9 protein-coding genes are annotated in these 12,437 nt (G+C 41.1%); 6 read left to right on the top strand and 3 right to left on the bottom strand.

Translation table 11 applies throughout. The features are described from left to right. Nucleotides 1-8: 8 nt before the first annotated feature. Nucleotides 9-5,207 carry an eCIS core domain-containing protein gene (locus tag CDG76_RS03180; protein WP_223265111.1) on the bottom strand — a complete coding sequence of 1,733 codons (5,199 nt, stop codon included), beginning with the start codon at nt 5,205-5,207 and terminating at the stop codon, nt 9-11. A 267-nt stretch (nt 5,208-5,474) separates the two neighbouring features. Further along, nucleotides 5,475-7,265 carry a calcium-binding protein gene (locus CDG76_RS03185; protein ID WP_094347608.1) on the bottom strand — a complete coding sequence of 597 codons (1,791 nt, stop codon included), beginning with the start codon at nt 7,263-7,265 and terminating at the stop codon, nt 5,475-5,477. A gap of 735 nt (nt 7,266-8,000) precedes the next feature. Between CDG76_RS03185 and CDG76_RS03190 the strand changes: the two genes are divergently transcribed. The 3 genes from CDG76_RS03190 (at nt 8,001) to CDG76_RS03200 (ending at nt 9,872) form a co-directional block, all read left to right on the top strand. Further along, nucleotides 8,001-9,248, top strand: a complete 1,248-nt coding sequence (locus tag CDG76_RS03190; RefSeq protein ID WP_442946355.1) for an ISL3 family transposase — start codon at nt 8,001-8,003, stop codon at nt 9,246-9,248. A gap of 62 nt (nt 9,249-9,310) precedes the next feature. Further along, nucleotides 9,311-9,667 (top strand): ribosomal maturation YjgA family protein, encoded by a 357-nt coding sequence (locus CDG76_RS03195; protein WP_094347609.1) that lies wholly within the window; start codon nt 9,311-9,313, stop codon nt 9,665-9,667. After that, nucleotides 9,645-9,872, top strand: a complete 228-nt coding sequence (locus tag CDG76_RS03200; RefSeq protein WP_094347610.1) for a DUF167 domain-containing protein — start codon at nt 9,645-9,647, stop codon at nt 9,870-9,872. Before CDG76_RS03195 ends, CDG76_RS03200 begins: the two co-directional genes overlap by 23 nt. Before the next feature lie 305 nt (nt 9,873-10,177). Here the strand turns inward: CDG76_RS03200 and CDG76_RS03205 are convergent, their stop codons facing one another. After that, nucleotides 10,178-10,789 carry a glutathione S-transferase family protein gene (locus CDG76_RS03205; RefSeq protein WP_094347611.1) on the bottom strand — a complete coding sequence of 204 codons (612 nt, stop codon included), beginning with the start codon at nt 10,787-10,789 and terminating at the stop codon, nt 10,178-10,180. Between the two features lie 212 nt (nt 10,790-11,001). Here CDG76_RS03205 and CDG76_RS03210 point away from each other — a divergent pair, with 212 nt between their 5' ends. The 3 genes from CDG76_RS03210 to CDG76_RS03215 are packed head-to-tail and all read left to right on the top strand — an operon-like array spanning nt 11,002 to nt 12,389. Further along, nucleotides 11,002-11,709 carry an SOS response-associated peptidase gene (locus CDG76_RS03210; protein WP_094347612.1) on the top strand — a complete coding sequence of 236 codons (708 nt, stop codon included), beginning with the start codon at nt 11,002-11,004 and terminating at the stop codon, nt 11,707-11,709. 3 nt (nt 11,710-11,712) lie between these two features. Continuing rightward, entirely contained in the window at nt 11,713-11,919 is a 207-nt protein-coding gene (locus tag CDG76_RS36980; RefSeq protein ID WP_190240738.1) for a hypothetical protein, read from the top strand. Continuing rightward, on the top strand, nt 11,868-12,389 hold the full coding sequence (locus tag CDG76_RS03215; RefSeq protein ID WP_094347613.1) for a photosystem I assembly protein Ycf3: 522 nt from the start codon (nt 11,868-11,870) through the stop codon (nt 12,387-12,389). The genes CDG76_RS36980 and CDG76_RS03215 overlap by 52 nt, the downstream gene beginning before the upstream one ends. The last annotated feature ends 48 nt before the right edge of the window (nt 12,390-12,437 follow it).

Here is a 12,437-nt window from a genome sequence, read left to right on the forward strand (position 1 = left end):
AAGCAATTTTAATGCTTATGCTCTTCATACACGTATTCACAGTTATCGCAACGAGGTTCGGGTTTAAGCGCTTCTTTGGGACCCCATGCAGCAGAATCCTTTAGTCCGCTAAAATTCGCATTATCTCTTCCCCTGATAGAAATAGCTTTATCGTAGGCTTCACATTCAGCACAATTTGTGAGATCCCTATTTTTTAGTGGTCGGTTATCGGACAGTTCGTTAAGTTTGTCTTGAAACTGTGGGTAAGCGTTATCTAAACGCTTCTGATTAGGTTCTTTTTTGCCACCCGCACTCATACCGAAGTAAGCTTGATTATTGTTTTCTTGATCTACGACTCCTACTAACATGTTTGGAATTTTATGAGCGCGCTGATTTTTTCCTTCCCCTGTTTTAAAGCCTGAAGTATCTTGACCGGCTTCATCTACGCTGCCCATCGCTTCCCTAATTTGACCGTGATACCAGGCTACTGCATCTTCAGCACTCCGCTGCTCTGGCAAATGAATAGCATTGTACAAAATTTCAAAAAGTTCTTGGAAAACGTGTGCCAGTTCGTTTCTTTGTGGTACTGAGTTAGCACGCTGATCGATCTCTTCCCTAATGCTGACTATATTACTGTTGTTATTAGTTTTTAGCTTGTCCAGCTTTTGATCGATCTGCTCCTCGGTTACATTTAGCAGACCATATCCTCTTCGTAACAATTCACCCGCTTTAGCAAGCAAATCTGGCGGTAAATTTGGGATTCCTTTAATTTTTCCAACAATGTTATCTAACTTCGTTTCTGCCTGTTCTGGTGTACTTGCAACCATCACGACTGGCTTGCCACTTTTGAGTTCAATCCATAGGCGGTGTCCTTCGTCGTGTGCGTTGAATTTAACTGGCTTACCGACAGGCCCATCTGGAATCGTTATCTTATCTTTTTCTTTTTCTTTATTTTTAACTTCGCTCTTCTTGTCCTTATCAAATCCAAACTCATCTTTGACTTTATTGCCAAACTTGTCAAACTTCTCCTTCACCGCCCCCTTCTTCTCTTCAACCCAATTCTGAGCGGCTGCTTTCTTATCCTCAACCCACTGCTTACCAGCTTCCTTCTTATCCTCAACCCACTGCTTACCGGCTTTATATTTCTCCTTCGCTGAATCTTTCAGTTCTCCAGCCTTCTTACCAAACTTGCTATTCTTAACTTTGTTACCAACTTTCTTAAACGCCTTTGCACCTTTATCAATTACCCAATCAACTGCTTTTTCCATCGGTTTCCGCAGCTTCTTGAATATTCCTTGAACCTTGCCGGCAATTCCATCTAAGCCCAAAAGACTTGCTAGGAAACTGATAACTACAGGTAAAGATTTCGCTAAGGCATTTTCAACGCCTTTGATTGCTTGATCGATCGCACCACTAGCGATCGCACCAATCGCGTCTAAAATAGCATTAATTAAATCGGCAATCTGCTGGGCGCGTTCAATAAAGAATTTGACAATCTCATAAATCGCCTTAGCAGCTTTGATGAATGCTGAAGCTGGGGTCAACAGGCTGAGAATCCACTCAATCCCGGCTGTAATCACTTTTTCAATGATAAAGTTCTTGATGGGTTCGATCACCAAGGCATTGAGATCGCCCATCTTCTCTTGGACAAACTGCCAAATCCCAGCCACTCCTTCACTGGCTAAGACTTGAAATACATCAACAGTTTGTTCCAATCGACTGACCTTTTCTTCACCTAATCGTTTCACAGCTTGACCACGAATTGCTTCATAAGTGAAGCCTAAAAGCTGCATTGCTAGGCTAAAGATCCCTTTGAGGTCGAAGTTTTCTGGCATTTGAATACCAGTTTCTGCCATTGTGCCTGTCAGCCAGCCAATTAATCCTTGCTGGAGGTGCTTCCCGATATTATTCATGAAGTTGAGGAAACCTTGCTTCAGTGCCTGGATCAAATTAGTCAAGAAACCAATCGGGTCTTTGAGGATTTGCCCAACTACGCCAGCAACTCGCGCTAGCACTTGCAAAAGCATTTTGGTCAGTTCAATGATCGTCTTGATCACTCCCACGATGAAGTCGAAAGCTTTTTGAATAAAACCTTTATTTGCTGCCTTCATCTCTTCAATGCGGGCATCAACAGCTTCCAAGTTCTCCTGATATTTCTGCGCTAGGGTGTCAATTAGCTCATCTTGCTTATCGTCAACACTTTGTTGCAATTCTTCAAATTTGCTGTCAATGTCTGCGGCTGCTTGTTGACCGACTCCTTTTAAGTCTTGCGGTAGTTGGCTAATATAATTCTGAATCTCCTGCTTACCATTGGCTATTTCTGCTTTGGCTTGGGTCAGTCCTTTACTAATAATGGCGACGACATTGTTAATTACACCATCCATCTGATTAATGTAAAGCTGCCGTCCCTCTTGATAGAAAGCGTTCACCTCTGAGGGCATACCGAACAATTTGTCTATCAACCATTTTCCTGGCCCCCAAAAGCCACTGTAGCGATCGCTCTTATAATCGTCCATCCGCTTGCCAACGTAATCCTCGAAGGCTTTTTTGGCATCAGCAGCACCAGCATCAAAGGCTTGTATAACTTGCCCGTCTAGTTCACCAAGGGTTTTCTCAACTTTGCCTTTGGTCTTGTCATAAATCTTATTAATATCACCAGCAACTTTTGCCCGTGCTTGCTCATCCTTGCTCTTGGCTCCAATCTGTTGCTCCCCTACCTGACCCAGGTTTTGAGTACGGGTACCGTGCATTGCTTGCAAATGCTGCTGGGCTGTAGCTTCTGCCGTAGCTTGAGCGGTTGCGAGTATGCCTTGCTCTTGCTGGCGATATTGTGGCGGCGCCTCTTGTGCATTAGTTTGAGCATCTTTCTTGGCTGCGAGTGCCCCTTGAAACTCCGGTTCATTGGAGTTGGCCAATTGCTTCTCGGTAATATCCGCCTCTTTCATCTGCTGGTCAAGTTTTTTACTGTCATCTTGCAGTGGTGCCTCGACTTCAGCTTGTCCTTTAGATTTGGGTGCAGCTTTATCTGCATCAACGCCTGTTGGCGCTGTCCCTGGCTCATTCTTGGGCAGTGGTGTTACTTGTTTAGCCTCAATCCCACTAGCATCAGGTTTTTCTTTGGTTTTCTCTTCTAGCTGACCCTGAGAGCTTTTCTGTTCTTCTTTAACCTGGCCACTCAAATCGCCTTTTACAGAGTCAAGTTTGTTGTTATTTTTAAAGTTGTCCGCCTCTTCCAAGTTCTTGGGAGCCATATCAGCAATGCGCTGCATCAATTTGGCTTTGAAGGCGGCAGCGTCAAATCCTGGTGTTGGGGCTTGTTGCATCTCCCCAACTTGATTGGCTTGCGCTTTGCTGTCTACTTCATTACCTGGGGGTTGGGCTGCCGCTTGGGCTTCTTGGGCTTTGCTATTAGCAGGTGGGTGTTTTTTCTCAAGTCCTGCAACCTGTTTTGTTGTGCCGACTACCGCTTGAAATGCTGGGTCATCTTCAGGAGAAGTGGGAGCCTTTTTACCATCATCTGCTGTAATGGCTACATTTGTTCCTGGTAATGGGGCGATCGCTTTCCCTGCGTTTCCTCCAGGTAAATCTGCGGCTCCCTTAGCTACATCTGCTCCTTTGCTTTGAGCTTGCTGTTGAGAATCGACCTTTTCTGTACTAACTTTGCTATCTTTCGGATCAGGCTCTTTTGCTTGATTTCCCCCAGCCTCAACCTGTTTCTGAGTTACTGCTGCACCAACCTTTTTTGTCGGAGGTGGATCTGTTGCCCCATTCCCACCATCATCTGGTGGTGTCGGAGTGGCTTGATGTTTTTCTGTCTTAGCCTGATTTTGTTGTTCGCCGTTTTCTGTATCAGTTTTGGATTCTACAGCTTCTAAATTTTTTTGGTTATTTTCGTCAGTTGGTTTTTGGAAATTCTCCCGCAGTTGGATAGCTAGCCCATGCCCCACAGAGGTTGTCGGCACTTTTGTCTGGAGTTTGTTTTCTTTTGGTGCTATATGAAGAGATTTAGGCTGTACTGCACTACCATTCTGCTGGACAACGTGCGTCAACTCATGGGCCAGTAATTCTTTGCCTGCATCACTTCCAGGAGAGTATTCGCCCTGACGGAAAAACACATCTTGCCCTGTGGTAAAAGCACGAGCTTGTATAGATTCATTTAGGCGATTAGATTGAGCATCGGTATGAACCCGGACACTACCGAAATCAGCCCCAAATCCTTGCTCCATTGGTTGCTTGATATCATCTGCAAGCGGCTGCCCATTTCCACGTGCTTGTTGGATTGAAGTTTCTAGCTCAGATGTTGCAGCTGTTCTTCCTCCACCCTGACGCTGCACCAAAGGAGTAATTGAATCCGCCAGGGATTTCATTTGTAATTGGTCTTCTTCCTCTGGTAATGCCTCCCGTTGGATAGACTGCACAGGTTCGCTCATCCTCTGCATCACCAACTGAGCGACGCTATCAGCCTCCTGCTCATAAATGTCTCCAGGCTGGTTAACTGTCAGTTTTGTTTGTGGACGCCGCAGTGATATTCGACTAATGTCATGTCCAAGCGGTTTGCTGGCGAATTTTACCTCATTTACTCTCTGGGATGAAGTACTAAGCGGCTTCATTTGCAATTCTTCTTCCTCTGGTAGTTCCTCCCGTTGCAGCGAGGGAGTTTCTCCCAAAGATTTCATTTGTACTTCTTCCTCTTCTTCTAGCAGTTCCTCGCGCTGAATACTGCCCTCTGGTTTCATTTGCAATTCTTCTTCATCAGGTAATTCTTCTCGCTGAAGTTTCCCACTCTGTGGCTGATGAATTCTTTGCATCACCTGACGCGCCATTTGGTCGGCTTCTTGCTCGTACTTATCTCCAGGCTCCCCAATCGTCAGTTTTGCTTGAATTGGTGTTGGTGTATCTGGTCTTCTGACTGGAATATTGGCAAAGTTATGACCAAATCGAGTTGCTTTTTCCAGTCGAGAATTCAAAGATAGATCCATCTTGGCTTGCAATACAGTCAGCCGTTCTTGTCCCTCTGGCGTAATCGTCCGATGCTTGGCTTGTAATTCCAATTCAGTTACTTCCATCTTTTCTTCTGCAAAAGCTTCATTCTCTACGTCCGTTTGTGTCACGGGCGTAAAAGATGCTTTTTGAGTTTGGCCACCAAACGGTCTATAGGCCAATTGAGGAGTTTGTTCTGGTGCTTGAAAATTAGAAAAGCTGGATGAAGGACTTTTAAGGGATTTCATCGGTTTTATTGCAACTATTGACGATTCAATTTGTCTAGGTGATTAGTTTTGACTATCATTTACCCAAAATTGAAATTATCAAGATAATTTTAGAACGCTAATCAATTAGAAATAATTAAGATGTGTTGCTCCTGGAGATAAGTACTGGCTTGTAAATAGTCTCATGTCGGATAAAGGGGAACACGCAGCCGTGTTCCCCTAGCCACGAGGAAAAGTATCCTCGAATCTGTCTTCTGATATTAGTACTTTCTTAAGTTGGCAAAGTTTTTATGCAAAACTGACTCCTAGTGTATAAGAAAAATCAGGATTAGAACTGCTACCAGAGAAAGTTCCGCCATCTTCAGGCAAGAAAGCATATTTACTCACTGAAATGTAGTACGTACCTGCACTCAGGGAACGGGTAATTAATGACGAATTGCTACCGCCACTGTCGTCGTTTGTTTCCAGTAAAGTCCCAATCCCAGTATCGTCAAACAGTCCGAGAACTGTATCTCCCGATGTCACTGTCTTAATAGTCACAGTTCCTGGATTTGCTAAAGAAAATTTAAAAAAGTCGAAATCGCGATCGTCTCCCAGTTGAACTGTGGCAATCTGGGCTGAAAGATTAATGTTTGAGCCTGATGATAAGGAACCTAATCCTTCAGCAGTGGTCAGTGTGTTGTTTGTACCTTCTCCAGTATTTTCCCCCTCAAAGAAAAGGAAGTCATCACTATCAAGTTTGAGATTGTTTTTCCCTAGTGCAATACCTACGATCTCATCTGGTTCTGCTCCCGGTTTGTTTGAGAAGATTCGTGTGTTGCTGCCAACAACTTGCAGGCGGTAGTCTTGTAAAGATCCTTTGAGTTCAATTCGATCTTGGCTAGAGTCGAAGTCAGTAATAGTAGCGTAGTCTCCAAAACCAGGATTTGCGCTGTTGTTATCGTCGTAGAAAATATTTACAGCGTCCCCCAGAATAAATCTATCTGCCCCAGTCCCGCCAGTTAAGGTATCAGTTTCCCCTAATCCAGGTGGAAGCGGACTACCAGGAAAAGTACCGATGAGGATATCGTTTCCAGATCCCCCATTGAGTATTTCATTGCCGGGTCCGCCTTGTAGGCTATCATTGCCGTCCTCACCGTTGAGGATATCATCGCCATTATTACCGTCTAGCGTATCATCGCCTACTCTTCCATTTAGAGTGTTATTAGAAGTATTACCAAAAATAAAGTTGTTAAAACTGTTACCTGTCCCGGTAATGTTGCCACCTTCCCTCAGCCTCAGGTTCTCCAGATTGGCTCCCAGCGTGTAGTTGACAGAAGACCGGACAGTATCTAGACCTGAATTCGCAGCCTCTGTAATGGTATCAAGAGTAGTGTTAACAATGTAAGTATCGTCACCTGCTCCCCCATTCAAAGTGTCAATACCTACACCACCATCAAGTGTGTCATTGCCATTATTACCGGATAATCGGTTATTTTGGTTGTCGCCAGCAATGCTGTCATTTCCATTTGTGCCGATGACATTATCAAAGTTGACTGCGGTAAATGACAATGTTCCCAAACCAGGAACCTTATTGGCAGCCAAACTTTGGGTTTGTAGGTTAGCGGTGATAAATACCCCAGGCAAAGATTGGGATGCATCGATGGTGTTGTTAGCAACCTTAGCATTAGCAATAACCTTTTCTACTTTAAAGAGTAGGTCTTTTCCCAATCCCCCAGCTTTTTGAATAGTTCCAACACCTGACAAGGTAATGGTTTGACCTAGTTGAGTGTAATCTGCGGTATCAATGCCATCTCCACCATCAATGTTGTCGTTACCCTGACTGCCTTTGAAAATGTCACTGCCTGCACCACCTTTTAAAGTGTCGTTTCCTGTGCCCCCATCAAGTGTATCATTGCCATCTCCACCGCTTAGACTGTCGTTTGCAGTCCCACCTGCGAGGGAATCGTTACCAGCCAAACCATTCAAGATATCGTTACCGGAGGTACTATTGGCGTTACCACCACTAGCCCAACCAACTATGGTGTCATTTCCCAAACTCCCATTTATCGTGTCAGGATTTGTAGTACCGAAAACCATATTATCTCTCCTAAATTTTTCACTAAATATGTAAGTTCAGCATCAATCAAAGAACTATTTATCAGTTCAATGTAGAATACTTGTAATTTGCATAATCTCATGTTAAAAAACATTAACTATTTAGTTAGGAACTTCTCAAGAAAAAATATCCAACTACTTACTGTGGGCTGACCCGAAAAGCCAGCCCTTTGTTGCAAGCGAAACGCTTACTCTACAAAATCAGATAATTTATTTTTTGAAAACCCATTAATTGATTACGCAAATTATTAAGTAATTAGGTAAAATATTTTGGTTTTTCCCCAATTTTTTGAACCCATGCTGTAATTATTTAATTACCATGAAGTATAAGGTTACACGAACTTTTTTATCAAATCTTAAAAATCCTTAATAAATCCGATTTATAATAAATTGATATATGTTTGTAAACCTGAAATTAAATATTTTTTAAAATCTACTGATTTGTTTGATTAATGTTGATGTTGCCAGCTTTTTAGCTTAATGATGTTTGTCATGAAGTTAGGTTTAAATATCTTTTTTTGTTAAAGAACTATTATGTTTAATTACAAAATAATATGGTTCTTCAGTACTTACTATGCTAAATTATTAGCTGCGAAGGTTAAAAAGTATAAAGAATTGCATAAAATATTTAGTAAAACTTTTGACATAATTGACTTAGGACGCAGATTCATTATTAACTGTAAGTACTAGAAAAGTATTTTTTGTCTATTTACAGTTATGAACAGGAAACAAAATATTAAAATACTAACAGAGCTTCTAGATTTAAAAGATGTGAAAGTTATATCACATCGCCTTCATGTCGGGATAGGAATGATTTTACAAATAGAATCAATAAAATCATACAGTACTTGTCCTCGCTGTGGTACAAAAAGCCATAGATTACATCAAAATCATCGATACATTGTTAAAGATTTACCTTTCGGTGAGAAACCAGTATTTTTAGAAATAAATAGAAGACAATTCAAATGCGAAGAATGTAAAAAACCCTTTAGTGAGAATTTAGATTTCGTGAGCCAGAAAAGAACTTATACAAAACGGCTGGCACACAAGATAATACAAGAGGTAGTAGAAAACGATATCCACAGTGTAGCTGATCAAGGGATAGTGACAACAGAAGAAATAGAAAGAATGTTAAAAGACGCTTCGCTTGAATTATCTGATGACAAACCTTCTCTGATAAAAAGACTTGGAATCGATGAGATAGCTCTGGTTAAGGGCAAGGGTAATTACTGCGCCGTACTAATAGATTTAGATACATCTAAGCTAGTAACTATTTTAAATGGGCGCACGCAAGAAGTAGTGAAGGAAACCCTTTTAGAATGGGGATATGAGGTCTTAGAACAAATTGAGGAAGTGAGTATAGATTTGTGGGTTGGTTATAAAAACGTTGTCACAGAATTAATGCCCAATGCTCAAGTAGTAGCAGATAGATTTCATGTAATGACACAGATTAATAAAGAATTAGATACACAGAGAAAACGAGAGAAACGGAGTCTAGAAGAATTAATTAAAAAAGCGCAATTATCAGCACAAAAAGCTGAATATGAAAAACTTTTATCGGGATTAAAAAATAGTAAGTACGTTTTACTTAAAAATGAGTCAGACTTAAATGAAGAGCAAATAAATAAACTTTCTGAAGTCAAGAATGTATCTCCTGTCTTAAAAGAAATGCATGAATTAAAAGAAAAATTTAGAAAGATTTTTAATAAGACAGATAATTGGTATCCGGGAGTTTTTAAACTCGGTATGTGGTTATCGAAAGCTAAAAAATATTTTCCCAAGAGTAACAATACTATTATCCGTTGGTTTGATGAGATAATTGCTTACTTTGATAATGGGACAAGTAGTGGTGCTGTGGAAGGTATTAATAACAAGATCAAGTTGATTAAACGTTCCGGTTATGGATTTAGAAACTTTGACAATTTCCGAGTTAGATGCTTATTGAATTGGCATTTTAACTATTAGTTAAGCATACTATGTACTGAAGAACCATATTTATTCTTATTTCTGTACTCATCGTTGTACCGATGGGATTTTTGCTTAAGTATTATAATGGGCCTGCCCATCACTGGTTTAATGACTACGGAGCAGCTGTATTTTACGAAATATTTTGGTGTCTGTTCGCATTTTGCTTTTTCAGAAGTCGTGCAGCAGTAATCCAAATTCCTATATGGGTTTTTGTCATCACCTGTATACTAGAATTCTTGCAACTTTGGCATCCGCCACTATTAGAGCAAATTCGTGCCACCTTGATAGGTAAATTGTTACTTGGTACCACCTTTGTTTGGTGGGATTTTCCTCATTATGTATTGGGTTCTGTTTTAGGCTGGTTGTGGCTGCGACAATTACACGGAATAGGTTATGCAAAAAAAAGTCAAGGTTAAACCTAATTCAAAACAGCAAAAAATTGAAGAACAACCTGATGGCAGTCTGACTGTTTATTTAAAATCGCCTCCAGTTGATGGTAAGGCTAATGAAGAGTTAATTAAACTACTAGCAGATAAATTTGATGTACCCAAGTCTTATATCAGAATTAAGTCAGGTTTCTCCTCTCGGCAAAAGCTGATGGAAATTGATACGAATACCTAACTGCTGCTTAATAATATCTTTTGTGAAGACTTTGCTGCCTTCTGAATATGAGCTACATTCCACCCAGTACATTTTCTACTAGAGACAAGAAACGAGAGATAGAAACTTGCAAAATCTAATTTTTATGAAAAAAGTGAAGGTTTAAAACCTCACCCCTTGTGGGCGAAAGAATCCTTGTTTCCCAAGTTAGGTAAAAACCCCACCCCTTGTGGGTGGCTGAATTGAATTTTGTTAGCGCAGCGTTAGCGAGTCCGCGTTCGCTTTTAGCGTCTCGTAGAGAGCGTCATTTTGAATTTTGAATTGATTCATGCCTGTGTAATACTGATATACCTTGGTTGAGTTTTGACTCTTTCTATCCAAGCTTGGATAGCAGGATATTGTGTTAAATCAAACCCACCTTCATTAGCTACATGAGTGTAAGCGAACAAAGCGATATCAGCAATCGTGTAACGTTCTCCCACAAAAAAATCTTGAGAAGTTAAATGTTTATCCATCAAGCTAAGTGCTGCATAACCTGGTTCGCGTTTTTGTTTGATAGCTTCACTATATTCTTCAGTTTTACCTAAAATAGAAATCCAAAATCTTGATGTAGCTATAAAAGGCTCATGACTATATTGTTCAAAACATAACCATTGCAGCACCTGCGCTCGTAAAAAGCGGTCATAAGGTAAAAACTCTGTACCTTCACTCAGATAAACCAATATGGCATTTGATTCTGCCAAATATTTCCCTGGCTCGATTTCCAGAACAGGTATCTTACCGTTAGGATTTTTACTTAAAAATTCTGGTGTTCGAGTCTCGCCTTTCAAGATGTTAAGCTCTATCCTCTCAAAAGGCATACCTAGTTGTGTCAATAAAAGACGTATCTTATAACCATGTCCAGAAGGTAAAAAATCGTACAGATGCAGTAGTTCCATGTTAAAATACAGTTAGGAATATGTTGAGAAGTGAAGGTTCAAAATACAATATTTTACCAAAAGATTTTCCCAAAACCGGATATTTTTTTTGTATTTAGTATCTGAACGTACTACAGTAAATTATTCGAGAAAATAAAAAAAAGCATTATTTATTTCTAGATTGAGATTCTAGATTGAGACATTTAATGTAGTTAGTGGTCGAAAATAAAACTATGTGTGGAAGATTTACTCTAAATCAGTCGGCAGCAGGATTGTCTGAAGTTTTCCATGTCGAGTCTGTTCCCGATTTGGCAGCCGAATATAACATTGCGCCTACGCAAATGGTGGCGACAGTGTTGCAAAATCCCGAAAGCGAAAAGCGGGAATTTAAGCAGTTGCATTGGGGATTAATTCCGTCATGGGCGAAAGATGCAGGAATGGGGGCAAAGCTGATTAATGCTAGGGCAGAAACTGTTGCCGAAAAACCCGCTTTTCGTTCGGCTTTTAAGCACAGACGCTGTTTAGTGTTAGCTGATGGCTTTTATGAGTGGCAACGCCAACAAGGTAAAGGTAAGAAGCAGCCATTTTATTTTCGTCTTCAAGATGGGCAACCCTTCGGTTTTGCAGGTTTGTGGGAGAGATGGCGATCGCCTGTTAACGAAGAAATAATCTCTTGTACAATTTTGACAACGGCAGCTAACGAATTACTCCAACCCATCCACGAGCGGATGCCAGTGATTCTGGAACCACAAGATTACGATTTATGGCTAGATTCCCAAGTGCAAACAGCCCAAACCCTACAGCAGCTATTGCGTCCCTATCCAGCGCCAGCAATGACTGCATATCCAGTTAGCACCTTGGTAAACAACTCTCGACATAATAGTTCAGAATGTATCGTACCCCTCAGCGAGAAGAATGCCCCCGCAAATCAGTTAAATTAACTATTGAGTGAACTATGGAATGGTGAAGATGAGGGAGCAGGGGAAGCAGGGGAAGCAGGGGAAGAAAAACTATTGATTATTGCTCAATACCCAGTCCCCAGTCCCCAATACCCAGTCCCCAGTCCCCAATACCCAGTCCCCAATACCCAGAGAGAAATATGCCAAGAACACAAAAGAACGATAATTTTATTGACAAATCCTTTACTGTGATGGCGGATATCATTCTGAAGATTCTGCCAACCAACAAAAAAGCTAAAGAAGCGTTTGTTTATTATCGAGATGGTATGTCGGCCCAAGCGGAAGGGGAATATGCTGAGGCATTGGAATACTATGAAGAAGCTCTAACACTAGAGGAAGATACCAACGATCGCGGCTATATTTTCTACAATATGGGGCTAATTTATGCCAGCAATGGCGACCATAACAAGGCTTTAGAACTGTATCACCAGGCAATTGAGTTAAACCCACGGATGCCCCAAGCCTTGAACAACATCGCTGTGATTTACCACCATCAAGGCGAAAAAGAAAAAGAATCTGGAGATAACGAGGCTGGCGAAGCACTTTTTGACCAAGCAGCAGACTATTGGATTCGAGCTATTCGCATGGCCCCCAATAACTATGTCGAAGCTCAAAACTGGCTGAAAACCACTGGGCGATCGCAAATTGACGTATTCTTTTAGTCATTAGTCATTAGTTCTTTGTCATTTGCTAAGGACTAATGACCAATG

It is taken from the genome of Nostoc sp. 'Peltigera membranacea cyanobiont' 210A (assembly GCF_002246015.1).
Taxonomy (GTDB): domain Bacteria; phylum Cyanobacteriota; class Cyanobacteriia; order Cyanobacteriales; family Nostocaceae; genus Nostoc.

Excerpts from the sequence above, each read along its gene's own strand:
- CDG76_RS03185 (WP_094347608.1), bottom strand. The coding sequence starts at position 7,265 with ATGGTTTTCGGTACTACAAATCCTGACACGATAAATGGGAGTTTGGGA.
- CDG76_RS03195 (WP_094347609.1), top strand. The coding sequence starts at position 9,311 with ATGGGATTTTTGCTTAAGTATTATAATGGGCCTGCCCATCACTGGTTT.
- CDG76_RS03205 (WP_094347611.1), bottom strand. The coding sequence starts at position 10,789 with ATGGAACTACTGCATCTGTACGATTTTTTACCTTCTGGACATGGTTAT.
- CDG76_RS03190 (WP_442946355.1), top strand. The coding sequence starts at position 8,001 with ATGAACAGGAAACAAAATATTAAAATACTAACAGAGCTTCTAGATTTA.
- CDG76_RS03215 (WP_094347613.1), top strand. The coding sequence starts at position 11,868 with ATGCCAAGAACACAAAAGAACGATAATTTTATTGACAAATCCTTTACT.
- CDG76_RS03200 (WP_094347610.1), top strand. The coding sequence starts at position 9,645 with ATGCAAAAAAAAGTCAAGGTTAAACCTAATTCAAAACAGCAAAAAATT.
- CDG76_RS03210 (WP_094347612.1), top strand. The coding sequence starts at position 11,002 with ATGTGTGGAAGATTTACTCTAAATCAGTCGGCAGCAGGATTGTCTGAA.
- CDG76_RS03180 (WP_223265111.1), bottom strand. The coding sequence starts at position 5,207 with ATGAAATCCCTTAAAAGTCCTTCATCCAGCTTTTCTAATTTTCAAGCA.